This is a genomic window from Rhizobium sp. 42MFCr.1, assembly GCF_000377185.1.
GTDB lineage: Bacteria > Pseudomonadota > Alphaproteobacteria > Rhizobiales > Rhizobiaceae > Rhizobium > Rhizobium altiplani.
Genome location: NZ_KB897818.1, coordinates 240652 through 266640, shown reverse-complemented (window position 1 = coordinate 266640; position 25989 = coordinate 240652). Strand labels below are relative to the sequence as shown.

Below are 25989 nucleotides of genomic sequence, written 5' to 3'. Positions count from 1 at the left end.
GGAGAAAGGCGCGATCCACGCGCCCTCGCGCATTCATGTCGTGTCGCGTCAGCCGACGCTGCCTTCAAGCGAGATGCTGATGAGCTTCTGCGCTTCGACAGCAAATTCCATCGGCAGTTCCTGCAGGACTTCCTTGACGAAGCCGTTGACGATCAGGGCGATCGCCGCTTCCTCCGGAATGCCGCGCTGCAGGCAATAGAAGAGCTGGTCTTCCGAGATCTTCGAGGTGGTCGCCTCGTGCTCGAACTGCGCCGTGGAGTTCTTCGCCTCGATATAAGGAACCGTGTGGGCGCCGCACTTGTCGCCAATCAGCAGCGAGTCGCACTGCGTGAAGTTGCGGGCGTTGGATGCCTTGCGGTGCGCCGAGACCTGGCCGCGATAGGTGTTCTGCGACACGCCCGCAGCGATACCCTTGGAGATGATACGGCTCGACGTGTTCTTGCCGAGATGGATCATCTTCGTGCCGCTATCGACCTGCTGGTGGCCGTTGGAGACGGCGATCGAGTAGAACTCGCCTCTGGAGTCATCGCCGCGCAGGATGCAGGATGGGTACTTCCAGGTGATAGCCGAACCGGTCTCGACCTGCGTCCACGAAATCTTCGAGCGGTCGCCACGGCAATCGCCGCGCTTGGTGACGAAGTTGTAGATGCCGCCCTTGCCCTGCGCATCGCCCGGATACCAGTTCTGGACCGTCGAGTACTTGATCTCGGCATCATCGAGCGCAACGAGCTCAACGACAGCGGCATGCAGCTGGTTTTCGTCGCGCTGCGGCGCGGTGCAGCCTTCGAGGTAGGAGACGTATGCGCCTTCCTCGGCGATGATCAGCGTGCGTTCGAACTGGCCCGTATTCTTTTCGTTGATGCGGAAGTAGGTGGACAGCTCCATCGGGCAGCGAACGCCCTTCGGAACGAACACGAACGAACCATCGGTGAAGACGGCCGAGTTCAGGGTCGCGTAGTAATTGTCGGAGGTCGGAACGACGGAGCCGAGGTACTTCTGCACCAGTTCCGGATGCTCGCGAATGGCTTCCGAGATCGACATGAAGATCACACCGGCCTTCTTAAGCTCTTCCTTGAAGGTCGTGACAACGGAGACAGAGTCGAAGACGGCATCGACGGCGATCTTCGGCTTCTCGACGCCAGCCAGGATTTCCTGTTCCTTGAGCGGAATGCCAAGCTTTTCGTAGACCTTGAGGATTTCAGGATCGACTTCGTCAAGCGACTTCGGGCCGGGCGTGCTTTTCGGCGCGGCGTAGTAATAGATGTCGTTGAAATCGATCTTCGGATAATCGACGCGAGCCCAGGTGGGCTCCTCCAAGGTCAGCCAGCGCTTGTAGGCTTCCAGACGCCATTCGAGCATCCACTCCGGCTCCTGCTTCTTGGCGGAGATGAAACGGATGATGTCTTCGGACAAGCCCTTGGGCGCCTTGTCCATTTCGATAATGGTCTCGAAACCGTATTTGTACTGATCGACGTCAATCTGACGAACGCGATCAACCGTTTCCTGGACGGCGGGCATGTCATTCTCCAATCTCGCCGGAGAAAAGGTCCGGCAGCTTGTCGTTCGGGCAGTATCGTTTGCCCCGTATGTAGGTGGCCAAAAGGGACTTTTCAGCCCGAATGGCAAGCGGAAAATTGCGTTTCCGCAAATTTATGAAGCGGTCAAGCCGCCTCCCCGGCCGGCTTGCGCCGAGCGGCTATTTTCGCGAAGACCGAAATCGCCTTGTCGATCTCCTCTTCGGTGGTGGCAAAGCCCAACGAAATGCGCAAAGCGCCGAGCTTGGGGTCTCGCCTCATGGCAACCAGGACATGGCTCTCGCCGACCTTGCCGGACGAGCAGGCAGACCCGGCAGAAAGCGCCACACCTTCGAGATCGAAGGCGATCTGGCCCGTTTCGGCTTTCAGCCCCGGAAGGGTGAAGAAAGTCGTGTTCGAAACGCGCTGGCCATCGGAGCCGTAGATGACGACATCAGGTGCCGCGCCTCGCATTCCGGTTTCCAGTCGGTCACGGAGCACGGAGATCGCTTCGTTGCGTGCCTCAAATTCCATCGCAGCAGCTTCGGCGGCAGCACCAAACCCGATCACCGCAAGCGAGTTCTCAGTCCCCGAGCGGTGACCCTTCTCCTGGCCGCCGCCATGGATCAGCGGTCGCGGCATCAGCACTTCACCGCGCGTGACAAGCGCACCGGCGCCTTTCGGGCCGCCGATCTTGTGCGACGAGACGATTAGGAAATCGGCGCCTAGCGCGTTGATATCCAGCTTCAAGCGACCGGCTGCCTGTACGGCATCGACAACAAGAAGGCAGCCATGCGCCTGCACCAGCTTCGCAACCTCGGCAATCGGTTGGACGATGCCGGTCTCGTTGTTAACGAGCATGACCGCGACCATCGGCAGCCCGGCCGACTTGTCATGAGCGGCAAGCGAAGCACCAAGCGCATCGAGATCGACGACGCCGGCCTCCGTCACCGGAATTTCCGCCGTCTGTTCCTTCGGGAAGCGACCGCCTTCCCGCATCGCAGGATGCTCGACGGCAGAATAGTAAAGCTGGCTGACTTTAAGCGGCGTGCGCCCCATCCTGAACTCGGGCGTCAGCACCATATTGGCTGCCTCTGTCGCGCCGCTCGTAAAGATTACATGGGCCGGATCAGCCCCTGCAAGTGCCGCCACCTGGCGTCGTGCATGCTCGATCGCAGCACGAACGGCTCGGCCTTCGCCGTGGACCGAGTTTGGATTGCCGAACAGGTCCAACGCGCGCAGGACCGCGTCGCGCGCATTCGGATGCAGCGGCGAAGTCGCGTTCCAATCGAGATAAAGGCGTGGCGGCGCCATGATCTTTTGTCCTGCGCTAAATCCTTGCGAGGCGGCTCGGCTCATTTTCCTTGAAATTTCGGCCGGGCTTGCCTTATGACACATCCCACAATGCGTGGATCGTCATGCAAGTTTCGAATTGTTCTAAACTGCGTTTTAGAAAAGCTGACAACATTCGTCAAGTCTTACGCAGGGCCGAACGCCAAAAATAAAAGCCGGAGTACCGATGCCCGAAGTCATTTTCAACGGCCCTGCCGGCCGTCTTGAAGGCCGCTACCAGCCCTCCAAGGAAAAAAGCGCACCGATTGCCCTCATTCTGCACCCGCACCCCCAGTTCGGCGGCACGATGAACAACCAGATCGTCTACCAGCTCTTCTACATGTTCCAGAAGCGCGGGTTCACGACGTTGCGTTTCAATTTCCGGGGAATCGGTCGCAGCCAGGGTGAATTCGACCACGGCGCTGGCGAGCTTTCGGACGCCGCGTCCGCGCTCGACTGGGTACAGAGCTTGCATCCTGATTCGAAGACCTGCTGGGTTGCCGGTTATTCCTTCGGCTCCTGGATCGGCATGCAGCTTCTAATGCGCCGCCCGGAAATCGAAGGTTTCATGTCGATCGCGCCGCAACCGAACACGTATGATTTCTCGTTCCTCGCGCCCTGCCCGTCTTCCGGGCTCATCATCAACGGCGAAGCCGATAAGGTTGCGCCCGAGAAGGACGTAAACGGCCTCGTTGAGAAGCTGAAGACGCAGAAGGGTATCCTGATCACGCACCGCACGGTGCCTGGCGCCAACCACTTCTTCAACGGCCAGGTCGAGACGCTGATGAGCGAATGCGAGGATTACCTCGATCGCCGCCTGAACGGCGAACTCGTGCCGGAACCGGCTGCCAAGCGGATCCGCTAAGCGGTCCGCATCCCGGCGGTCAGTTCGAACGTCGGACAGGCCAATCCGTCAATGATCATCGGCATGCGGCTTCGCATGCCGATTTTCGTTAGGACATGCTGAGATGCGGCATTGTCCGGATGCGTGAATGCGATGAACTGCTGCGCGAAGTTCCGTTCGAAGAACCATTCCGCCAACTCGCCGGCAATCTCCGTCGCATAACCCTTGCCCCATTCCTGGAACCGAAGCGAATAGCCGAGTTCGAAATCCTGCCGCTCACCGCCAAGCAGGGAAAAGCCCGCGCGGCCAATGAAGCGGCCGTCGTCACGACTGAGGATCTTGTACTTGGTGGCTCCATCCCGCTCCTGCTCGCCGAACCAATTGCGCAGCCGTTCCTCGGCTTTCTCACGCGACCACGGCGCAGCGCCCGAAAGATACCGTGTCGTCTCAATCGTGGAGTGAAGCTCATGGATCAGGCCCGCGTCGTCAGGTTCCCACATGACCGCGACTAGGCGCGGCGTCTCCAGAATCGCCTGTTGCATCACGGCTTCACCACGACACCGCCGCTGACGGGCGCACGCACGCCGGTCGTGCCGGGAAATGTCAATGGTAAGCGGTCCAACGACCTTACCGCGAGATAGCCCCAGGCTTCAGCCTCCATGGAATCGCCATTGAACCCCGCCTGCTCCGCCGTTATCACCTCGGCGCCGTTGCGATGGGCGATATCTTTCAAATCTTGCATCAGCACGCGATTGAGCCGACCACCACCGCAGATGACGTAGAGGGCCGGCGTGACCGGCAAGTGACCGGCGGACTTGATGACCGAGGCGGCCGCGACATAGGCAAGTGTGCGGGCGCCGTCTACAAGCTCCGCATCTGCACCCGACGGCGGCGGAAAGTCGTTGCGGTCGAGCGAGCGCCGCTTCTCTGCGGTGAAGAACGGGCTATTCAAATAGCGATCGGCCAGTTCCCCCACGATCCGTCCCTCGGAGGCTATCATGCCGCCCTGATCGAACGGCACGCCCGCATGGGTTTCGACCCACTGGTCGATCAGCGTATTGCCCGGGCCACTGTCAAAACCGACTATGACGCCATCCGCGCCAATATAGGTCAGGTTTGAGATCCCACCGATATTGACGAAGCAGACCGGCAATGTGGCATGAGGGACGTTGGCGGCGAGCGCCGCATGATAGACCGGAACCAATGGCGCGCCCTGGCCGCCATGCATCATGTCGTTGGCACGAAGATCGTAGACAACAGGAATGCCGGTTTCCCGTGCCAAAAGCGCCCCATCCCCGATCTGGACCGTCAGCGCTTCGTCCGGGCGATGTAACACTGTCTGGCCGTGAAAGCCGATGACGTCGATCGACGAGGCATCGAGCGCATTCGTAGCCAGAAATTCCCTTACGGCAATTACATGACGTAACGTCAGTTCACGCTCGACAGACGCCAGATCGCCCGGCCGCTGCTCACGTTTCGCAATAGACTTCGCCTGCTCCAGCGCCAGCTTCAATCGGTCGCGGAAGTCTGGCTCATACGGAACACCGAGAAACGGCCCGCGCTCGACGAAGGCTCGGCCGTCGGTCCGCAGCAGCGCCACATCGATGCCGTCCATTGATGTTCCGCTCATCAAGCCGATCGCGGTCCTGATCTTCTCCATGACCCCTCGCTGGAAGATTCTCGCCAAATGGTGACTGTTCGGCAAAACAGTGCTAAACGCGCCGCGTCACTTCAACAATAGCCAATCCGAAAATCCGCACCCGAGAGCAAAAGGTCATGTCCGAGTTCAAATCCGATTTCCTCCGTACGCTGAAAGAGCGCGGCTTCATTCATCAGATTTCCGATGAAACGGGCCTCGACGAACTCTTCGCCAAGGAAACGGTAACGGCCTATATCGGCTTTGACCCCACCGCTCCCAGCCTGCATGCCGGCTCGCTGATCCAGATCATGATGCTGCACTGGATGCAGGCGACCGGCCATCGCGCCATTTCGCTGATGGGCGGCGGCACCGGCATGGTCGGTGATCCCTCCTTTAAGGAGGAAGCGCGGCAGCTGATGACCGTCGATACGATCGAGAGCAACATCGCTTCGATTAAGCGCGTCTTCTCGAACTACCTCTCCTACGGCGAAGGCCCGAAGGATGCGTTGATGATCAACAACGCAGAGTGGCTGAGATCGCTCAACTACCTCGAATTCCTACGCGATGTCGGCCGGCACTTCTCGGTCAATCGCATGCTGGCTTTCGACAGCGTCAAGACGCGCCTTGACCGCGAACAGTCGCTGTCGTTCCTCGAATTCAACTACATGATCCTGCAGGCCTACGACTTCGTCGAATTGGCCAAGCGCTACGACTGCCGTCTGCAGATGGGGGGGTCGGATCAGTGGGGCAACATCGTCAACGGCATCGACCTCGGTCACCGCATGGGGACGCCGCAGCTCTACGCCCTCACCTCGCCGCTGCTGACGACCGCTTCCGGCGCCAAGATGGGCAAGTCTGCGACCGGCGCTGTCTGGCTCAACGCGGACATGCTGTCGGCCTATGACTTCTGGCAGTACTGGCGCAACACAGAGGACGCTGACGTCTCGCGCTTCCTGAAGCTCTACACCACGCTGCCGATGGACGAAATCGCACGCCTCTCAGCGCTTGCCGGTTCCGAGATCAACGAGGTCAAGAAGATCCTGGCGACTGAGGTCACCGCGATCCTGCATGGTCGTGTTGCCGCCGAGCAGGCTGCCGAAACCGCCCGCAAGACCTTCGAGGAAGGCGGCCTTGCCGAGAACCTTCCGTCTGTCGACGTCCCGGCTGCCGAACTCGACGGTGGCATCGGCCTTCTGTCGCTGATCGTCCGCGCCGGCCTTGCAGCCTCGAACGGCGAGGCCCGCCGCCACGTTCAGGGCGGTGCGGTGCGCATCAACGACCAGGCCGTCAGCGACGAGCGCAAGATCATCGGCAGCGAAGAGATCACCGCTGATGGCGTGATCAAGCTATCGCTCGGCAAGAAGAAGCACATCCTGATCCGCCGCGCTGCCTAAGCGTGGTCAACGTCTCAGACAGAAAGCCGGCCTCGCGCCGGCTTTTTTGTGCCTACTGGAATTCGAAGATGTTGCGGAAAACGCCCGGCGCGATGATCGACAACGGATTGACGATCAGATCCGGCGATTCCAACTTTCCTGTGAGCTTGAAGGTAATGCCGATCAGGCCGCGATCCGTGCCGTTCCCAAGGATGATGCCGATCAACGGCAATTCGGCAAACAGCCGGTTGAGGCCATATGCAGGCATGAAGGTACCCGTCATGTCCATCCTGCCGCGCTGGTTACGAACCGTTCCCTGAAACACCGCGCCGACCTGGTCACCACGCACCACGCCGTTCTCGATACTGACGACGCCGTTCTGAGAAACAATGCGCGCAAAGCCGCGCTGGAAACGCTGCGCCGATGTATCGATGTTCCGTTTTACCGCTGAATTCAGGCTTCGTTGCTCCTCGCCGACCGGCGTCGAAACGATCGAGTGCAAGCGCTGTTCGTTGACAAGCGAGAAGCGCCTGATGTCGATGGAGCCATCCCAATTGTCGCCCGCCCCTAGTCGGATCTGCATATTGAGCAACCCGCCCATCATGTGCTGATAGAGGTCGGCGAAGCGGGAAACAGAGCCGGCATCGCCGCTCGTGACATTGATAACGCCATTTCCCTTCGTCTGGGCTACGAACGCCTCGCCGCTGTCGGTGACGCCGGTGAAATTCAGTGTCTGCAGCCTCCCGCCTGACGACACATAGGTCATCTCGGCATTGCGCAACTTCTCGTCATTGAAACCGACGACGCGGCCGAGCTTGGCTCGAACGGATATGCTGCCGCTGTGGTCGGAGTCATCGCCGCTGCTGGACTTCAATCTCGCGATGATCGGACGTGCATCTGCACTCTCGCCTGACACGGAGACATCAAACCCTCCCTTGCCGCGCTTCACCGAAACGGAGAAGTCGTCCAGCGACGACAGTTTGACACTGTCGAAATCCGCCTTCACGAGATTGCCCTTTCCGATAACAAGCGAGCCATTTGCCCCGAATCCATCCCCCTTGAGGACGAAGTTCTTCAACTCGGTGTTGTCTGCAGGGCCGGAGGCCTCGAATGTGGCCGTCGCGCCGATCCCGCCGCCCTTGGACCAGCCGATCCATGGGAGAGACAGCCGCGCCCTTCCAAGGTCGACAGTGACCGCCTGTCGGTCCTGATCGATGCGATTGAGTTCCACGTCGACGCTACCATCGACGATGTCGTTGAGACCGGGCAGCACCTTTTCCCGCTGATCATTGTTCAAGGTGGCAGTAATGGTCTGCTGCGGCTGGACATTGGACGACTTGTCCGTCGGCTCGACAAGCTTGATCCCGGCGGGAATGCCATCGATCAGCCCCTTTCCGTCGAGGCTGACCTGCTTTGGATCCGCGTTCAACACGCCGTCGAGACCAGTGATCTTGCGGCCCGAAAACGGTTTGGCGACATCGAGATCCTGTAGCTGCATGACCGCTTTCCATTCAGCAGGAGGAGGATTCTGCGACGAGATCAGCCCGATGCGAGCCTGCACTTTCGCCAACACCTTGCCCTTCAGGTCCTCGGGCACGAAGCCCGCGCGCTGTAACACCTGGATCGGCTTATAGGTGAGCAATTCGCCGACCGCGTCAGCCGCGCCGGAAATGGGAAGATTGAGTTCGGCCATGAGCGGCTTGTCGTAGGTCGATGGCAGGACAAACGTGCCCTCGCCGACGCTCACCGATCGTCCGGACGGAAAGAATGCCGTCCCGCTCTTGATCGAGATTGTCGCCCGCGGACCGCTCAGATCAAAGTGGGCATTCATATCGCGGATTGGCGGGATGTCGCCGGCCACGTTCATTCGGGTATCTGCGATGTCGAAGGCAATCCGGATCTGGTTCTTGTCGAGTTTCAGACCTTTGCCGACCGCCTCGTCCAGGCGTCCGGCCGGAATGAAGACGGAGATTGATGCGTCGGTGACGGTGCCCCCGAAGAGGTTGCGCTGAACCCATTCGCGGCCCTTCGACGCCATCCAGAATGGCCACAATTGCTTGACGGCCGTTGTCTGCAACTGCTGTGACTGCCCGGCAAAGCTGATCTCCGGCGACACGTCGCCCAGACGAAAATGCAGCGAGCCAAAAAGACCGCCAGCAGGGCTCGAAACCCGCATGTTCGGGAATTCGAGTTCGCGGTCGGTAACGAGGTAGCGACCGGTCGCCTGGATATCGAAGGCGAGCGGTTGCTCGCCTGACGCGGTGGGGGCCGCGGTGCCGCCACTGACCAGCAGATCTATCCCGAAGCCCTTTCCTGCAGCGGCATCGATCTTGTCCAGATCGATAAGAGCGCCGGTAAGCGGTACGGATGTCGCGCCGAACTGAACACGCGATTTCGCGATCTCAAGCTTCTGCTTGTCAAAGTCGTAGGCGAGGTTGATGCGCCCTCCGCTCAACTCCTGCTGGTCGCCATCCATATAGAATTGCCCAGGCTCCAGGTCGACTGACGCGCCGAGCGCCGGCTCGGCTTGATCGCCGGTGCGAACTGCCGAGATCGTCACATCACCAGAGCCGTCGATGCCCTGCCGGATTTGACCCTGGACATTCCGCTTGAGTGTGAACGGTCCCAGGTCGACGCCCGCCAGTTGTCCCGTCAACTTCGAGGTACGTTCGCCGGTTCTTTCGGTGATGACGCTGAGCGTCGCTGCCTTGCCGTTGATCGCGACCTCACCATCCAGCGCCAGCGCGCCTTGGCGTGTCCTTGTGAAGTCCAGGCTGTCGACGACGATCGAGAGTGGACCATTCGCCGTATCGGCCAGCTTGATATCTATGCCCGAGAGTTTCACTGAGCGCGTCCCACCCCGCTCGACAAAACTGTCGATCATGTCGAGTTGAGCGAACGCAGCTTCCATCGCCGTCGGAATCTCGTCGATGCGAACGTCATCGAGCTTGAGCGGCTTTCCAGACGGCAGCAGCGCTGTGTCGAGTGCGATATCTTCCGCCTCGATCTGCGCAATCGCAATCCGACCGCGAAAGAGTTGTAGCGGGTCGAGCGCCATGCGCATCGCATGTGTGGTCGACAGGTGCTGGCCGCTCTTCTCGTCAATCATGTTGACGTTGCGAGCTTCGAGCGCAAGGCGCAGGTTCGAGGTAAAGCGGATAGCAGTGGAGCCGACCTCCGCCCTATAGCGAGGCCCGATGGCCGAATTGAGTGCAGCCTGCGCCTGCCGCGTCAGCGGCCCGTCGAATATGCCGCTTTCTACCGTGAAGACAATTGCAGCGAGCACGAAGAAAATAACGGCGACGCAGCCACCCGTGGCGCCGGCGGTCTTGCGCATGCGCGAACGCGACGGCGGGCAACTGACGATCATGGGATCTTCGGCCTGCGCCGAAGGGAGCTCATGCAGTGCGACGATGTCTTTCTTGCGGAATGTAATTTTCTCGCCGCGGATCGCCGACATGCGTCTCGCCTAACTCCCTAATTTGCGGTTTGGACCAGACTGGCTGGACGACTACCCGTCCAATATATATCTGGCAAATCACCTGTTATCCATAAACTCGGCAAAAGAAAGGTCTCTCCATGACGGATGTCAGCATCGGCACGACGGCGCCTGACTTCAATCTCCCGCGCGATGGCGGAGGCCGCGTCGCGCTTGCCGATTTCCGTGGTAAGCCGCTGGTGTTGTTCTTCTATCCCAAGGACGACACGACAGGATGCACGGCCGAATCGTTGGCTTTCACGGCGCTTGCAGACCAGTTCGAAAAGGCCGGTGCTGCCGTCATCGGCATGTCTCCCGATTCCGCAAAATGCCATGATCGCTTCATCAAGAAGCATAGTCTTTCGGTTGTCCTGGCGTCCGATGAAGAGAAGACGACGCTGGCGGCCTACGGTGTGTGGAAACAAAAGAGCATGTATGGACGCAATTTCATGGGCGTGGAGCGCACAACCTTCCTCATTCGTGAGGATGGGACCATCGGAACGATCTGGCAGAAGGTGAAGGTGCCCGGCCACGCAGAAATCGTTCTTGCCGCCGTGCAGAACCTGTCGCGATGACCTCTCGCTCCAGCATCACGTCCCTGCGCGGCGGAGCGATCGACGCTATCCGAGCAACTGATCTCGATAAGAAGACGACGCTCGCCCAGGAAACTGCGACGCGTTGGTTTGCTCGCACACTGTCCCTGCGTTCGCCACTTGACGCGCCGCTGCCTGAGAGGCCGGGCCGTCCGGATAAGCCGGACTTGATACCGCCGACGCAGGTGGAGAGGCGGTCCTTGCATACCGTCAAGGGGCGCATCGCGCTGCTGCATGCCATCGCCCACATCGAACTCAACGCCGTCGATCTGGCGCTTGATATCGTTGCGCGATTCGCGACCGAACCCGTCCCGAACTCCTTCTTCGACGGGTGGATGCAGGTTGCCTTCGAAGAAGCGAAACATTTCCGCATGGTGCGCGCCCGCCTGAAAGACCTCGACGCCGACTACGGTGACCTCCCCGCCCATGACGGCCTTTGGCAGGCCGCGCACGCGACGAGGAATGACCTGACGGCGCGCCTCGCCGTTGTCCCGCTTATTCTCGAGGCTCGCGGGTTGGACGTCACACCGTCGCTGCAGGCCAAGATGCGCGAAACCGGGGATTTGGAGAGCGCTGCCGTGCTCGATGTCATCTACAACGACGAGAAAGGTCACGTTGCGATAGGCGCCAAATGGTTCCGCTTCCTTTGCGCCAGAGAAAAGCGGGATCCGGCACGGACATTCCACGAGTTGGTACGCGCCAATTTCCGCGGACCGTTGAAGCCTCCCTTCAACGACATCGCCCGGGCCGAAGCAGGACTGACGCCATCCTTCTACCGATCGCTGACATCGACAAGCAACGCCTGATCCGATCACGACAGCCATACTGACCTAAGTAAATATTAACCATAATCGTGCGTAATTGCGGCAATTGAGGCATCGGCCTTCGATTGGGAGATTCTCCGTGACGCATGCACAGCATAGCCGCGTATTCGGTCAGCGAAAACAAGAGCATATCCTGATCCTGGCGAGCGGTGACCGGGTCCGTCACCTCACCGTCAAGCCGTGGATGGCGGCGCTTGTCTTATGTTTTGTCGGGGTCTTTGCGATCGGCTATCTGTTGGCCACATCCTATCTCGTGCTGCGTGATGACCTGATCGGCGCGGCAATGGCCAGACAGGCGCGCATGCAGCACGACTATGAGGACCGGATCGCCGCTCTGCGAGCTCAGGTCGATCGCGTTACCTCCCGCCAGTTGCTCGATCAGCAGGTCGTCGAAGACAAGGTCGACAAATTGATGGAGCAACAACTGGCGCTCACCTCACGCCACGGCAAGTTGGGCTCCCTTCTTGACCGGGCCGAAAGTTCCGGGCTCGGAAACAAGGCGGCCACACCACTCCAGTCCTACGCGCCCGACGCAAACGAGAAGCATGCCTCGCTCTCCGGCGCAGTTCAGGCTATCGAGAATCAGCTTGCCGGCGCTGTAGAACCTGCTGAGGCGACGCCTGATAACGCGACGCTGGCTGATGTGCCGGCAAAGGAAACCGTCGGCGACCGAGCTGACCGGGTTTTTTCCAAGGTAACGCTGTCTCTGAAGGATATTGAGCAGAAGCAACGCACCCGCATCGCGCAACTGACGAGCGATGCCGGCGGCGCCGCCAATGCCATATCGAAGGTCTTGACGCGGTTCAGGATTTCGGTCCCGGCCGAGCGCTTGAAGCAGGATGACACCGCAGTCGGCGGCCCTTACGTAGAGCCTGAGAGCAACGATGATTTCGATACGTCGCTTGCGCAGTTGGACGATGCCCTCACCCGCCTGGAGACTGTACGGAGCATGGCCGAATCGCTGCCATTCCAGAATCCGGCCGCCGGCAAGGAGATCACCAGCTCGTTTGGGAACCGGCGTGATCCGTTCCTCGGCCGCCTCGCACTCCACTCCGGCATCGATTTCCGTTTTGCGCCTGGCGAAAAGGTTCACCCGACGGCACCCGGCAAGGTCATAGCGGCCGGCTGGACTGGCGGCTACGGCAACATGGTCGAGGTGGATCACGGCAAGGGCATTTCCACGCGTTACGGCCACATGTCGGAAATTCTCGTGAAAATTGGCGACAAAGTCGACCGCACGGACGTGATTGGCCTTGCCGGCAGCACCGGCCGGTCCACCGGTACGCATTTACACTATGAAGTCCGTCAGGATGGTCGTGCCATTGATCCCATTTACTTCATGAATGCGGGCTTGAAGCTTGCGAGTTACATACAGTAACTACGCGCGCTAACCACGTCTTTACCTCTGCACTGGCTGCAAGGCCTGTATTCCTTGACTTAAGGAGAGTTTCGGCTTATGTCGCGCTGCATTGCGCCACGCAATCACGCCGACTCAACCAGAGTACGGCCGAACCGGAACGGAAACAGTTTTCCCTTTGACGACATTTGCTGATCTTGGCTTGAGCCAAAAAGTGCTTTCCGCCGTGACCGACGCGGGTTACACGACGCCAACCCCAATTCAGGCTGGTGCCATCCCCTTTGCGCTTGAGCGCCGCGATATTTGCGGGATTGCGCAGACGGGAACGGGCAAGACTGCGTCTTTCGTTCTGCCGATGCTGTCGCTGCTGGAAAAGGGCCGTGCCCGCGCCCGCATGCCCCGGACTCTGATCCTCGAGCCGACCCGCGAACTAGCCGCCCAGGTTGCGGAGAACTTCGAAAAGTACGGCAAGAACCACCGCTTGAATGTCGCGTTGCTGATCGGCGGCGTTTCGTTTGAAGATCAGGATCGCAAGCTCGAGCGTGGCGCGGATGTTCTGATCTGCACCCCGGGCCGCCTGCTCGACCATTTCGAACGCGGCAAGCTCCTGATGAGTGCTGTCGAAATCTTCGTCATCGACGAAGCCGACCGCATGCTCGACATGGGCTTCATCCCGGATATCGAGCGCATCGCAAAGCTTATCCCGTTCACCCGTCAGACACTTTTCTTCTCGGCAACCATGCCGCCCGAGATCCAGAAGCTTGCGGATCGCTTCCTGCAGAATCCGGAGCGGATCGAAGTTGCCAAGCCGGCATCCACCGCAAAGACGGTAACGCAGCGCTTCGTTGCCTCGCATGGCAAGGATTATGAGAAGCGTGCTGTTCTGCGCGATCTTATCAAGGCTCAAACCGATCTGAAGAACGCAATCATCTTCTGCAACCGCAAGAAGGACGTGTCCGATCTCTTCCGTTCGCTCGACCGCCACGGCTTTTCCGCCGGCGCTCTGCACGGCGACATGGATCAGCGTTCGCGCATGGCCATGCTGCAGAACTTCAAGGACGGCAATCTCCAGCTTCTCGTGGCTTCCGATGTCGCCGCTCGCGGTCTCGATATTCCCGACGTCAGCCACGTCTTCAACTTCGATGTTCCGATCCATTCCGAGGATTATGTGCATCGTATCGGCCGTACCGGCCGCGCAGGCCGTTCCGGCGCTGCATTCACCATCGTCACCCGCCACGACCAGAAACATGCCGACGCGATCGAAAAGTTGATCGGCGAGAAGGTCGAGTGGTTGAACGGCGACCTCTCCGCCTTGCCTCCGCCCGAACCCAGCCGCGACGACGATCGCTCGCGTCGCAAGGGCCGGGACAAGGACACCGGCCGCGGCAAGAGCCGTCGAGGTCATAAATCTGAAATCGCCGTCGCAGATAATGACGTCGAGACGATGGAAACAGCAGCACCAGCAAAGGTCGAAAGCGTGAAGCAAGAGCGCAAAGCAGAACAAAACAAGCCGCAGCAGAGCTCGCGCGCCGCTCGTCCTTACCCGGCAAACGACGACAATCGCGACCGCCGCCGCTATCGCGACCACGACGACGGTCCGACGCCGGTTGGCTTCGGTGATGAAATTCCCGCCTTCATGCTGATCACGGCCAACGCCAAGATCTGACGAATATGGGCACGCCTGGCATCGATTTCCCGGGCCTTGGTGTTGGCCTGGTGGTTTTGCGCGACCGCAAGATCCTGCTTTACAGGCGCATGCGCGCTCCTGAAGCCGGCCACTGGAGCATTGTGGGCGGCAAGGTCGATCATATGGAGCCGTCCGAGCAGGCGGCTCGACGCGAGGCGGAAGAAGAAACCGGCCTATCGATCGGCCGCGTCAACCTTCTCGGCGCCACGGAACTGATCAGCGACGCGGATGCCCAGCACTGGATTTCTCTGCTCTATGTAGCGTCCGAGTTCGATGGAGAACCGCAGCTCACGGAGCCGGACAAGCTGTCGGACTTCGGTTGGTTCAGCCGCGCCGATCTCCCGCAGCCGCTTTCCGCATTTGCGGCGGCCGCAATCGAAAAGCTCAAGTCGGGCGAACTCCTCTAAGGTTCATTCCGCTCGGACAGCCGCTTCGTAGGCAAGCCGAACCCATCGCGCCATGACATCGGGGTCGTCATAGGCATCGTCGGGGATGGACCAATACGGCATCTTCACCGGGCTTCCCTTCTTGCCTTCATAGGCCCATTGCGACGCTCCCGCCGCCTCGAATTCCGATGCGCTTTGCTCGTCGGCCTTCAACAGCATCTCGCCGCGCACTTCGACAGCAACAATCCGCCCCATATGGTAGATGCCCTTGCCGCCGAACATGCGCCTGATGGTGACGGGTCCAAGCCCCTGAAACATTTCTTCAATTGCCGCCGTGTCCATCCCTTAGCCCTTTAAAACCCCTCCTGCGCCAATGACCGCTTCCGGCGTATCCACATCCAGATGCGCCGCATCGCCAATATCGATGTCCACGACAGGCACGCCCGATGTTTCGATGATATGCCGCGCCCCGACATCACCCTCCAGCCGCAGCACTGCATCAAATAGAGATTTAGGCAATATCACGGGATTGCCACGCTTGCCGCGCGACACCGCGCGGATGATCGACTGGCCGTCAGATTGCCGGAAAGCTGCCATTAGCTTATCGAGATCATCACTGGACACACCCGGCATATCGGCAAGCATAACGAGAATTCCATCCGCGTCACGGGCGTGCTCGACCGAGAATCCCGTTGCGAGCGACGAAGCCATGCCCGACGCGTAATCCGGATTGTGAGCAATTGTCACGTCAAGTCCGGACAGTGCTGATTCAATCTCGCTTTTACGATGTCCCGTCACGACGATCACCGACGCCGAGCGGCTGCCGATCGCGGTCATCACCGATCGCCGGATAAGCGGCACACCGCCAAACTCCGCCAGCAGCTTGTGCGGGCGGCCCTCTCCCATCCGTCTGGCCTGGCCCGCGGCAAGAATGACTGTAACAAGCTTGCCGGCGGGGCTAGTGCGCGCCTCGGCTTCGCGTAGGCTGGGCCGCGCCTGGATTTCCATCAGAAGACCTCCCACACCCATGCCGCTGATGTCGACTGCGCTCGGCTGTTCGCCAGCCAGAATGCGGTCGAGTACCCAATCGAAGCCATTCTCCTTCGGGCTGCGTGCACATCCCGGTGCGCCGATGACGGGAATATCACCGATCCGACCGAGGACAAGCAGGTTCCCTGGATCGACAGGCATGCCGACCTGCACGACTTCGCCGCCGGCCCTTCTTATGGCTTCGGGAATCACATCCTCCGCGTCGATCACGGCGGACGCGCCGAAAAGGATGACCAACTTCGGGGCGCTGTCGGGTAGCCGCAATGCGTCGAGAAGCGCCTGCGCTACCGGTTCGACGTGATGAGCAACCCGCGTCTCCCTCACGAGATGACTGCCTGATGCGACAAGCCGCCGGGAAAGCACGCGTGCCGTCTTGTCCATGACCGATGGCTTCAGCGACGGCAGTTCCGTCGCGATCAACGAGACCGAGCGGCCGGCAAAGGGCTTCACCTCGAAGGCGGATGTCGACCGCAGCACCTCGCATGCAAGGTCGAGTTTGGCGCCGGACACGGCGAGCGGGATGATCTTGAATGTCGCAACCATGTCGCCATTGCGAACGGGCACATGATCGTTGAGACAGGCAAGCGTGATAGCAGGGTCGATGCTGTTCAGCCGGTCGACGGCGCTGCGGCTTGCGACGAACAGGCCGTCAACAGTCGAATAGACGTTCACGCGTCCCGTGGAAGCCTCAGAGAGGCGCAAATGGTCGGGCGCGATTGCCTGCGCAAGTCGTCTCGCCGCCTCGTCCTCCCCGACGTCGCCCTCCTCCATTAGTGCAGCAATGACCTGCCCTATAGCCTCACCGCGCAGCCTTTCGATGTCGCCGGCACCGATCCTGTGTCCTTTGGACAGGCTGCCGCCGGCAAGCTTCACGGAATGGGCGAGGACTACGCCCTCGGCTGCCTCGATGGAGAATGATCCGAACTTCATTTGCTGTCACCAACCGGAGACAAGGTCCGCGTCCGCAGCGTTTGGACGATCTCCGCGAGAATGGCGACCGCGATTTCGGCTGGGCTCGACGCACCGATATTAAGCCCGATCGGCGCGCTGATTTTGGCAAGCGCGGCCTCGTCCGCACCGTCTGCGCGCAACCGTTCTAGCCGAGTCGCATGCGTCTTCCGGCTGCCGAGCGCTCCGACATAGAAACAGCCGGTCCGCAACGCCTCGGTAATGGGATAGTCGTCGATCTTCGGGTCATGCGTCACGGCGACGAGCGCCGTATAGGCGTCCAGCGGACGATCCTTGAGGACATCCACCGGCCAATCCGCCGTCAGATCGGTCCCGAGGAACCGTTCCGGCGTGGCGAAAGCCGTGCGCGGATCGATGATCCGCACATCGAAGCCGGCAAGCGATGCCATCTGCGCCAGGACCTGACTGATGTGAACGGCGCCGATAATCACGATATGGGCCGGCGGCAGATGCACGTTAAGAAAGTAGCGATGCCCATCGACCTCGATTGCCGTCGATTTCCCTGAGCGAAAGGCAGCCTCGATATCCGCTCGCAAGGAGGGTTCCACTGGCTCCCCCTCAAGGACAACGGTATCTCCTCCCTTTTCGAGATCAGTCAGCAGCATGGCGGCGCGGCGCGCCCGGCGCGCGTCATTCAGCCGCGCAAGATTTGCCGCATCCATCAATTGAGCCTTTCGACATAGACACGAATCCGGCCGCCGCAAGAAAGGCCGACGCGCCACGCCGTTTCATCCGCAACACCAAACTCGAGCATCTTCCCCTTACCGTCGGCGATCACATCAAGCGCCTCGGCGATAACGGCGCCCTCGACGCAGCCCCCCGATACGGAGCCTTCGAAATTGCCGTCTCGGTCGATCACGAGATGGCTTCCGGCCGGTCGTGGCGCCGATCCCCACGTCTCGATGACCGTGGCAATCGCCACGTCTCGCCCGCTTTTTCTCCAGGCTTCCGCCGTCATTAACGGATCAAGGTCAAACGATGTACCTGTCATGCGATGCCTTTCAATCTTTCGAGGTACCGGCGCGGGTCACATTCCGTCGATCGCGTTGCGCCGAGTGCTTCCGCAAGGTCGCTCAAGGATGATAGATTGTGAACCGGTCGGAATTCGTCAACATGCGGCAGCATTGCGCGCACGCCACGCGCGCGCGGCTCGAAGCCGTCGAAGCGCAGCAGCGGATTGAGCCAGATCAGTCGCCGACACGAGCGATGCAACCTGTCCATTTCTGCCGCGAGCAGATCCGTTCCCTCGCGCTCCAGCCCGTCGGTGATCAACAGCACGACCGCGCCCTGCCCCAGCACACGGCGAGCCCACAGGCGATTGAACTCCCTCAGCGTCTCACCGATCCGCGTCCCACCGGACCAATCCCTTACCGCTGCCGCGCATTCATCCATTGCTTCGTCGGGATCCTTGTGCCGCATCTGGCGAGTGACATTCGTGAGGCGCGTTCCGAACAGGAAGGTATGAACCCTCCGGCGCTTCTCCGTTAGCACATGGAGAAAGTGCAGAAAGATGCGCGTGTACTGGCTCATCGAGCCGGAGATATCGGCGAGAACGACCAAGGGTGGCTGAACCTCGCGGATCTCGCGGTATCGCGGAAGAATGAGGCCGGCCCCGCTGCGCAATGCAGCCCGCATCGTCGCGCGCGCATCCACATGGGCGTGAGCATGCGATGGGCGGAAGCGCCGGGTCCGCACCTTGTCCAGAGGCAGCTGCAGTTTCGCAAGTGCCTTCTTGGCCGCGGCAATCTCCAACGCAGACATTTGGGCGAAGTCCATCCGCCGGAAGACTTCGTTGCCCGACATCGTAAAGCGCGCATCGATCTCGATATCAGGCTCGTCGCGCGGCGGCTTGTTGTCCCTTCGGTCGCCGAGCAAGGCGTACGCGGCGCGGCTTTCGCCGGGCTTTGCCTTCTCCTTCTGGAGGGTTTCCGACGCCCTTGGCGACAGCATTGCGATCATCTTCTCGACAAGGTCCCGCGAGCGCCAAAAAAGGCGAAACGCCTCGTCGAAGACCGGCTTGTCTTCGTGCCGTTTGACGAAGACGGATGAGAGCGCGGCGTGAAATTCCTCACGCGACCCGATACCGATCGTCTCGACCGCCTCGATCGCATCAACGATCGCGGCCGGCCCGATCTTCATGCCGGCCTTCCGCAGTACCCTGGCAAAGAAGACGATATTATCGGCAAAACGACCGTCACCGACCGGAAGAGGCGGAAAGACAATCCCATCCTGTCGGCTTGTAGCTTCCATCCGTTATCCTGCCGCCTGCAGCTCGCCCCTGATATCCTCCAGGACTTTCGCACCGTCGCTACCCTGGATACGCGCGATGTCGTCCTGGTATTTCAGCAGTGTTCCGATCGTATCGGAAATCGTTTCCGGATCGAGCGCCAGGCGATCGAGTTCGGTCAGCGCTGTCGCCCAATCAATCGTCTCGGCTACGCCCGGGTTCTTGAAAAGATCCAGTGCCCGAAGCTTCTGTACATAGGCGACGATCTGCGCGGACAGAGCCGCATTACAGCCCGGCACCTTGCGGCGAATAATCTCCAGCTCCTGCGCGGCATCGGGATAATCGACCCAATGGTATAGGCAACGCCGCTTCAGCGCGTCGTGAACCTCACGCGTCCGGTTCGTGGTTATAATGACGATCGGTGGCTCGGCTGCACGGATAGTGCCGAGCTCGGGGATCGTCACCTGAAAATCAGAGAGAACCTCCAACAGAAAGGCCTCGAACGCTTCATCGGTGCGGTCGAGCTCGTCGATGAGGAAGACGGGCGCCCGCCCATCTGCGCTCGACAGAGCCTGCAACACCGGCCGGCGGATGAGGTATCGTTCGGAGAAGATGTCCGACTCTATCCTGTTCCTGTCGGTCAGCCCGGACGCTTCGGCCAGGCGGATTTCGAGCATCTGTGCCGGATAGTTCCATTCGTAGACAGCCGAAGCGATATCCAGTCCTTCGTAACATTGCAGGCGGATCAGCGGCCGGCCGAGAGCTTTCGAGAGCACCTTTGCGATCTCGGTCTTGCCGACACCCGCCTCGCCTTCCAGAAAGAGAGGACGCTTCATCTTCAGGGCCAGGAAAAGCACTGTTCCAAGCGCCCGCCCCGCGAGATAATCCTGATCGCCCAGCATCGCGATCGTCTCATCGATCGACGATGGCAGCGGCGGATGAGTTTGATCCGGCATGTCTCCTCCCTTTTTCAGGAGTTATAGCGTGTGGTAATCCCGGTTCATATAGACAAGCGCAGGCTTCGCCTCGTTGTACCGGACTGCCACGACCTCGCCGAAAATGATGTGGTGCGTCGACATTTCCTTGATTTCGCTCACGCGGCAATCGAAGGAGGCAAGCGCGTCGCGAAGGATGGGCGCGCCCGTTACCAGCTTGTCGAACACACCCGTCGCGAAGCGTTCGTCGTTGGTGAGCAGCGCACGCCCCGAAAAAGCATCCGCAAGCGCTTGATGATGCGCGGCCAAGGTATTCAATGCAAAGATGCCGCTCCGAAAGAAGATGTCGTTCTTCGGATTGCTGTTGTTCAGGCATACCAGTACGGTCGCAGGGCTATCGGATACCGAGCAAGCGGCAGTGATCGTCACGCCTCTGCGCTCCTCGCCGATCGCCGTCGTTACGAGCTGCACATGGCCGCCAAAGCGGCTCATCGCATCCCGGTAGAGGCGCGGGTCGATCGGTTGCTTGTTCAACAAAGGCATTCTCCATCCGGCGTCACCGGTTTTGCTGTTTTCTATAATATGAAGGTGATCGGTTACCTTTTCTACAAAAGCCAGGCGAAAAGCTTCCCAACCGTGCGTTTTTCTTTGACGATCGATGCCGGACGGATAAAAGAGCAGGACAAACGACACGGACCTGCGGCTTTTATGAATACTTTGCGTGGCCTAGCACTTCTGCCGATGCTGCTCCTTGCGGCCGGAGAATGCCATGCCGCCGGCCTCACGATTGGCGTTGTTGCGCCACAGACTGGCAACCTCGCGCCAATCGGAGCCCAGATCATTGCCGGTGCCACTGCCAGGATCCAGCAGGATGGCAACACGATCGTCACGGTCGCGGAGACTTGCGAGGAAAACAGCGGCGCGGCGATCGCTGACGCGTTGATCAATGCCAAGGTCCAGGTAGCCGTAGGCTTTCTCTGCAGCGAGACGCTCGAGGGCGCACTGCCAAAGCTGAAGGATGCCAATATCCCGGCGATTACCATCTCGGTGCGCTCACGCATCCTCATGGAAGACGCGCTAAAAAATGCCTGGCCGCTCTATCGAATGGCGCCGGCCGATGGCGCGGAAGCGGAGAAGATTATCGAGGTGATCGTACGGGAGTGGGCGGCCTCGCCGATCGCACTGGTCGAAGACGGCACTATCCATGGCCGGGAGCTTACGGAAGCGATCCGAAACGCGCTCGAGGAAAAAGGCCTCAAGCCGGTATTCACCGACACCTATCGACCGGGCCAGGAGCAGCAGGTTGCTCTTGTACGCCGCCTGAAGAAGGCCGGGGCGACAAAGGTATTTGTCGGCGGGGATCGCAGCGACGTTGCAGTGATCGCACGTGATGCAGCGGCGGAAAAGATTCAACTCGATATCCTCGGTGGCGACGCCATGCGGGCTGCCAACCAACCGCTCGCGCTTGCCGATGGCATTTACGCCGTTGCCCTGCCTGACTATGCGGCGCGGCCGGAAGCGAAGTCGGTTGTCGATGCGTTACGCGCCGGCGGCGTCGAGCCGGAGGGCTATGTACTGCCTGCTTATGCAGCTGTGGAAATCGCGACGAAGGCTGTCCAGGATGCCGGCGCTGATGATAGGCCGATCGCGCAGCATATCGGCGGCACCTCCTTCGAGACGATTATCGGAAAGATTGCTTTCAACGCCGGCCATGAATTGGCCGATAACCCCTACCGCCTGCTGCTATGGCACGCCGGTTCGTTCGTGCTGCCAAGCGCTCCGATCGAATAGGCTTTGCCGCCGCCGCTGCACGAGTTTTACGGAGAGACGTCAATGACTACGCCCATTCGCATCGCGCCATCCATCCTTGCCGCCGATTTTGCCAAACTGGGCCAGGAAGTCCGTGACGTGACCGCGGCTGGAGCCGATTGGATTCACCTCGACGTCATGGACGGTCACTTCGTCCCAAACATTTCCTTCGGCCCTGATGTGATCAAATCGCTGCGTTCCTATACGGACGCCGTTTTTGATTGCCATCTGATGATTGCACCTGCCGATCCTTACCTGGAGGCCTTCGCCAAGGCGGGCTGCGACCGCATTACCGTCCATGCCGAAGCCGGGCCGCATCTCCACCGGTCGCTTCAAACTGTGCGCAGCCTGGGCAAAAAGGTCGGCGTCACCCTCAATCCGGCCACGCCGCTTTCGGCACTAGAAAATGTCCTCGACGAGGTCGACCTCATCCTTATCATGTCGGTAAACCCCGGATTTGGCGGACAGAAATTCATTCCCGCGATGGCGGACAAGATTGCCGCCGCGCGGTCACTCATCGGTGACAGGCCGATCGATCTCGAAGTCGATGGTGGAGTAACAGTCGAAACGGCGCCGATCGTCGGCAAAGCTGGCGCCAATGTTCTCGTCGCAGGTTCGGCGATCTTCAAGGGCGGCTCGGTCGAGGCCTACAAGGCGGCCATCAGCGCCTTGCGCAGTGCCGCCGAAGGTCAGTCCAAGTCGTGATGAAAGCAGGCCGTCCTTGATCTCCGAGCGGCTCAAGGCGGCGCGCCCGCCTCTCCCCGATCTATTCGCAGGCGCAGTGCTCTGGGGCACGCAGATGCTCGCGTCCGCGATGGCCGCGCTCTGTTTCAGAAACGGAATGGAGACGGCACATCTCCGCGACCTCGCGCTACTCTATTTCACAGGCGGATTGCTGGCTTGGCCATTCATGTTGCCATTGGGTCGCTTCCTTGCGCACCGACGCTCGCCGGAGACGCGTTTTGCAGCCTTCTTCCTGACACTTGCTGCCGGGACGATCCTGATGACCGCCTTTCTATTCGCCATGGACTACCGGGTCTTCTACTCGGCGTGGCACGCTTCTTTTGGATCCCTGACGTGGGTGTTTCAATTCGTCTTCACCGGTGCCAGTGCAGTCTATCAGTTCGCCGTCCTTGGAATTCGCCTGTTTCTTCCGCTCGGCCTTCTCTGCCTTTTCGGCACTAGTGTTGCGCTTGCTAAACGCATGCGTTGAGATTGCCGCCTGTCTTTGATACAGGGGCGCCAGCATTTCCTTATGAACGAAAGCAGGAAGCCATGATCCCGCGCTATTCCCGGCCAGAGATGGTCGCCATCTGGTCGCCCGAAACCAAATTCCGCATCTGGTTCGAGATCGAGGCTCACGCCTGCGATGCGCTCGCCGAACTGGGTGTCATCCCGAAATCGGCTGCGAAGACGATCTGGGAACGAGGCGGCGCCGCCACGTTCGACGTTGCGCGGATCGATGAAATCGAGGCCGTCACCAAGCACGATGTCATTGCCTTCCTGACGCACCTTTCAGAGATCGTCGGTTCCGATGCGCGTTTCGTCCACCAGGGCATGACGTCTTCTGACGTTCTCGACACCACATTCAACATCCAACTCGTCCGCGCAGCCGACATCCTGCTCGCCGACATGGATCGTCTGCTCGCCGCTCTCAAGGCACGCGCCTTCGAACACAAGGACACCGTCCGCATCGGTCGCAGCCACGGCATTCATGCCGAGCCGACCACGATGGGCCTGACGCTCGCGCGCTTCTACGCCGAGATGAGCCGCAACCGCGCCCGCCTGCTGGCCGCGCGTGCCGAAATCGCCACCGGTGCGGTCTCCGGCGCTGTCGGCACTTTCGCCAATATCGACCCGCGCGTCGAGGAACATGTCTGCGCCAAGCTCGGCCTGGTGCCGGAGCCGGTTTCGACGCAGGTCATTCCGCGCGACCGGCATGCGATGTTCTTCGCCATCCTCGGCGTCATTGCCTCTTCGATCGAAAACGTCGCGATCGAGATTCGCCATATGCAGCGCACGGAAGTCCTGGAAGCTGAGGAATACTTCTCGCCCGGCCAGAAGGGCTCTTCGGCCATGCCGCACAAGCGTAACCCGGTCCTGACTGAAAACCTGACCGGTCTGGCGCGCCTGGTGCGCATGTCGGTCGTTCCCGCCATGGAGAACGTCGCCCTGTGGCATGAGCGCGATATCAGCCATTCGAGCGTCGAGCGCGGCATCGGGCCCGACACGACGATCACGCTCGACTTTGCCCTCAACCGTTTGGCCGGCGTCATCGAGAAACTCGTGGTCTATCCCGACAACATGATGAAGAACCTCGACAAGTTCCGTGGCCTCGTGCATTCGCAGCGCGTGCTTCTGGCGCTGACACAGGCAGGCGTTTCCCGCGAGGATGCCTACCGGCTCGTCCAGCGAAACGCCATGAAGGTGTGGGAACAGGGCAAGGATTTCCTGGAGGAGCTGCTTGCCGACTCCGAGGTCCGTGCCGCGCTCACCGAAGTGGAAATCCGCGAGAAATTCGACCTTGGCTATCATACCAAGCACGTTGATACGATCTTCCGGCGCGTCTTCGGCGCTGCCTAAGCTGGATTACCGAGACGGCGCCTTCACGGGCGCCGTTTTACGCTTCGTCTTCTTGAGCCTTGCCGACGCGCTCGCCTCGCCTCCACCATTTTGACCGTTGGACGCTTTTGACGACCGTTGATTGCGAACGCCTTTCGCCGCCTTGGCAACGAGGCGATCGAGATGTTGGAGGTCCTCGTCGTCAAGATGCTCGATGCCGATGAAGCGGTTTTCCGCGTGGCTGGTGAGTATGATTTCGTTGAGTTTGGCCTGCACCGCCCGAGCATCCCGCGTCTGCGCGTTCTGAAGCACGAACACCATCAGGAAGGTAATGATGGTCGTTCCGGTGTTGATGACCAGTTGCCAAGTCTCGGAGAAATCGAAGACCGGGCCCGTCCCTGCCCATACCGCGACGAGTACGACCGCCAGCACGAACGTGGCGGGCCTGCCTGCCCATTCAGAAGTCCTGCTGGCAAAGCGGGTAAACAGATGCTGCGGCGTTTCCATGTATAACCTCCCTCGGTATTCGCCTCAGCGAAACTCCCAGGGAGGTGTTGCAGTTCCCGGCGCCCTGACTGTCAGACCACTGGCGGTGCCACGAGCTTCCTATACAGGTGCCAACTGGCATGCCCGAGGATCGGCATCACCAACGCCAACCCGACAAAGAGCGGGATGGTGCCGACGATGAGAGAAACGGCGATGATCAGCCCCCAGCAGAAGACGGGGATCGGGTTGGCGACGGTCGCTCTGACCGATGTCTCCATCGCGCAGACGAGACCGACATCCCGATCCAGCAACAACGGGAAGGTGACGACGGTCGTGGCCAACACGATAATAGCAAAGCCCAGACCAAGCACGTGTCCCCAAATGATCAACTGCAGCCCTGCAGCCGTGCCGAAGATCTCTGAGAGGAAGAGCGAGATCGATCGCGGGAAAACGTCGCCGAACACGTTGGCATAGAGCGTCTGCGCAGCGACAAGCCAGACGACGAAGAAGCCAAACAGCAACAATCCGCCAGCAATGATCGATGGAAACGCTGGCGATCCTGTTACCTCGAGCGCGTGCCTCCACGAGGTATCCATGCCAGCTTCGCGCCTGCGGCTGATCTCATAGAGCCCGATCGCAGCGATAGGGCCGATCAGTGCAAAGCCCGATACCAGCGGAAAAATCATCGGCAGGAGGTTAGCACTTGACGTCGCGACAGCGAGAAAAATGCCGGCAATCGGATACATCAGGCACAAAAATACATAGTGGGATGGTTTTTCACGAAAATCGTCGAGGCCGCGCCGTAGCGCATCAAAGACATCCGAAACGCTGATCTTGTTGACGACCGGGCGTGTGTAGACATCGCTTGCACCCGACATAACATGGAATGCCGTCATGGCTTTCTCCTCCTCAGCCAAGATAGCC

The 25989-nt window shown here is 60.1% G+C and carries 25 protein-coding genes; 11 read left to right on the top strand and 14 right to left on the bottom strand.

The genetic code is table 11. From position 1 onward, the window contains the following. Positions 1-48 precede the first annotated feature (48 nt). Complete coding sequence (gene sufB, locus C934_RS0101310) at positions 49-1518, bottom strand: Fe-S cluster assembly protein SufB (RefSeq protein ID WP_018854908.1); 1470 nt, start codon at positions 1516-1518, stop codon at positions 49-51. Between the two features lie 143 nt (positions 1519-1661). Next, positions 1662-2828 (bottom strand): cysteine desulfurase family protein, encoded by a 1167-nt coding sequence (locus C934_RS0101305; RefSeq protein ID WP_018854907.1) that lies wholly within the window; start codon positions 2826-2828, stop codon positions 1662-1664. A gap of 205 nt (positions 2829-3033) precedes the next feature. Between C934_RS0101305 and C934_RS0101300 the strand changes: the two genes are divergently transcribed. After that, a complete protein-coding gene (locus tag C934_RS0101300) occupies positions 3034-3711 on the top strand; it encodes an alpha/beta hydrolase (RefSeq protein WP_007789602.1) in 678 nt (225 codons plus the stop codon). Here C934_RS0101300 and C934_RS0101295 read toward each other — a convergent pair. Next, positions 3708-4232: a GNAT family N-acetyltransferase gene (locus tag C934_RS0101295; protein ID WP_018854906.1), complete on the bottom strand. Its 525-nt coding sequence runs from the start codon at positions 4230-4232 to the stop codon at positions 3708-3710. The two genes, C934_RS0101300 and C934_RS0101295, sit on opposite strands and share 4 nt — an antisense overlap. Beyond that, positions 4232-5350, bottom strand: a complete 1119-nt coding sequence (locus C934_RS0101290) for an anhydro-N-acetylmuramic acid kinase (protein WP_026371480.1) — start codon at positions 5348-5350, stop codon at positions 4232-4234. Before C934_RS0101290 ends, C934_RS0101295 begins: the two co-directional genes overlap by 1 nt. 116 nt (positions 5351-5466) lie before the next feature. Here C934_RS0101290 and tyrS point away from each other — a divergent pair, with 116 nt between their 5' ends. Next, positions 5467-6723, top strand: coding sequence for a tyrosine--tRNA ligase (gene tyrS, locus C934_RS0101285; RefSeq protein ID WP_018854903.1), 1257 nt, complete (start codon positions 5467-5469; stop codon positions 6721-6723). Between the two features lie 52 nt (positions 6724-6775). On the opposite strand, the gene C934_RS0101280 is transcribed toward tyrS, so the two are convergent. Continuing rightward, complete coding sequence (locus C934_RS0101280; RefSeq protein ID WP_018854902.1) at positions 6776-10162, bottom strand: YhdP family protein; 3387 nt, start codon at positions 10160-10162, stop codon at positions 6776-6778. Positions 10163-10281: 119 nt separating this feature from the next. On the opposite strand from C934_RS0101280, the gene C934_RS0101275 reads away from it, so the two are divergent. The 5 genes from C934_RS0101275 (at position 10282) to C934_RS0101255 (ending at position 15048) form a co-directional block, all read left to right on the top strand. Continuing rightward, positions 10282-10755, top strand: coding sequence for a peroxiredoxin (locus tag C934_RS0101275; protein ID WP_018854901.1), 474 nt, complete (start codon positions 10282-10284; stop codon positions 10753-10755). Further along, complete coding sequence (locus C934_RS0101270) at positions 10752-11579, top strand: ferritin-like domain-containing protein (protein ID WP_018854900.1); 828 nt, start codon at positions 10752-10754, stop codon at positions 11577-11579. Before C934_RS0101275 ends, C934_RS0101270 begins: the two co-directional genes overlap by 4 nt. Positions 11580-11676: 97 nt before the next feature. Then, positions 11677-12975, top strand: coding sequence for a M23 family metallopeptidase (locus tag C934_RS0101265; protein ID WP_018854899.1), 1299 nt, complete (start codon positions 11677-11679; stop codon positions 12973-12975). Positions 12976-13132: 157 nt separating this feature from the next. Beyond that, the gene (locus C934_RS0101260) at positions 13133-14620 is read left to right on the top strand and encodes a DEAD/DEAH box helicase (RefSeq protein WP_018854898.1); all 1488 of its coding nucleotides are present in this window, start codon (positions 13133-13135) and stop codon (positions 14618-14620) included. A 5-nt stretch (positions 14621-14625) separates the two neighbouring features. Then, positions 14626-15048 carry an NUDIX domain-containing protein gene (locus tag C934_RS0101255; protein ID WP_018854897.1) on the top strand — a complete coding sequence of 141 codons (423 nt, stop codon included), beginning with the start codon at positions 14626-14628 and terminating at the stop codon, positions 15046-15048. Positions 15049-15051: 3 nt separating this feature from the next. Here C934_RS0101255 and C934_RS0101250 read toward each other — a convergent pair whose 3' ends face one another. Genes C934_RS0101250 through C934_RS0101220 form a run of 7 tightly spaced genes read right to left on the bottom strand, consistent with a single transcriptional unit; the run spans position 15052 to position 20745 of the window. After that, positions 15052-15369 carry a TfoX/Sxy family protein gene (locus C934_RS0101250; RefSeq protein ID WP_018854896.1) on the bottom strand — a complete coding sequence of 106 codons (318 nt, stop codon included), beginning with the start codon at positions 15367-15369 and terminating at the stop codon, positions 15052-15054. 3 nt (positions 15370-15372) lie between these two features. Then, positions 15373-17007: an NTP transferase domain-containing protein gene (locus tag C934_RS0101245; protein ID WP_018854895.1), complete on the bottom strand. Its 1635-nt coding sequence runs from the start codon at positions 17005-17007 to the stop codon at positions 15373-15375. Beyond that, complete coding sequence (locus C934_RS0101240; RefSeq protein WP_018854894.1) at positions 17004-17708, bottom strand: XdhC family protein; 705 nt, start codon at positions 17706-17708, stop codon at positions 17004-17006. The genes C934_RS0101245 and C934_RS0101240 overlap by 4 nt, the downstream gene beginning before the upstream one ends. Further along, entirely contained in the window at positions 17708-18037 is a 330-nt protein-coding gene (locus C934_RS0101235) for an XdhC family protein (protein ID WP_026371479.1), read from the bottom strand. Before C934_RS0101235 ends, C934_RS0101240 begins: the two co-directional genes overlap by 1 nt. Further along, a complete protein-coding gene (locus tag C934_RS0101230; RefSeq protein ID WP_018854892.1) occupies positions 18034-19296 on the bottom strand; it encodes a vWA domain-containing protein in 1263 nt (420 codons plus the stop codon). The genes C934_RS0101235 and C934_RS0101230 overlap by 4 nt, the downstream gene beginning before the upstream one ends. Positions 19297-19299: 3 nt before the next feature. Next, on the bottom strand, positions 19300-20229 hold the full coding sequence (locus tag C934_RS0101225; RefSeq protein ID WP_018854891.1) for an AAA family ATPase: 930 nt from the start codon (positions 20227-20229) through the stop codon (positions 19300-19302). 21 nt (positions 20230-20250) lie between these two features. Further along, on the bottom strand, positions 20251-20745 hold the full coding sequence (locus C934_RS0101220; protein ID WP_018854890.1) for a flavin reductase: 495 nt from the start codon (positions 20743-20745) through the stop codon (positions 20251-20253). 171 nt (positions 20746-20916) lie between these two features. Here C934_RS0101220 and C934_RS0101215 point away from each other — a divergent pair, with 171 nt between their 5' ends. The 4 genes from C934_RS0101215 to purB all read left to right on the top strand — a co-directional run bounded on the left by C934_RS0101215 (position 20917) and on the right by purB (position 24600). Next, entirely contained in the window at positions 20917-21999 is a 1083-nt protein-coding gene (locus C934_RS0101215; RefSeq protein WP_026371478.1) for a branched-chain amino acid ABC transporter substrate-binding protein, read from the top strand. A gap of 42 nt (positions 22000-22041) precedes the next feature. Next, the gene (gene rpe, locus C934_RS0101210) at positions 22042-22722 is read left to right on the top strand and encodes a ribulose-phosphate 3-epimerase (RefSeq protein WP_018854888.1); all 681 of its coding nucleotides are present in this window, start codon (positions 22042-22044) and stop codon (positions 22720-22722) included. Between the two features lie 16 nt (positions 22723-22738). Further along, positions 22739-23230 carry a hypothetical protein gene (locus tag C934_RS0101205; protein WP_018854887.1) on the top strand — a complete coding sequence of 164 codons (492 nt, stop codon included), beginning with the start codon at positions 22739-22741 and terminating at the stop codon, positions 23228-23230. 62 nt (positions 23231-23292) lie between these two features. Continuing rightward, complete coding sequence (purB, locus tag C934_RS0101200; RefSeq protein WP_018854886.1) at positions 23293-24600, top strand: adenylosuccinate lyase; 1308 nt, start codon at positions 23293-23295, stop codon at positions 24598-24600. A 6-nt stretch (positions 24601-24606) separates the two neighbouring features. On the opposite strand, the gene C934_RS0101195 is transcribed toward purB, so the two are convergent. Continuing rightward, on the bottom strand, positions 24607-25086 hold the full coding sequence (locus C934_RS0101195; protein WP_018854885.1) for a low affinity iron permease family protein: 480 nt from the start codon (positions 25084-25086) through the stop codon (positions 24607-24609). Between the two features lie 71 nt (positions 25087-25157). Further along, positions 25158-25961: a DUF2189 domain-containing protein gene (locus tag C934_RS0101190; RefSeq protein ID WP_018854884.1), complete on the bottom strand. Its 804-nt coding sequence runs from the start codon at positions 25959-25961 to the stop codon at positions 25158-25160. Between the last annotated feature and the right edge of the window lie 28 nt (positions 25962-25989).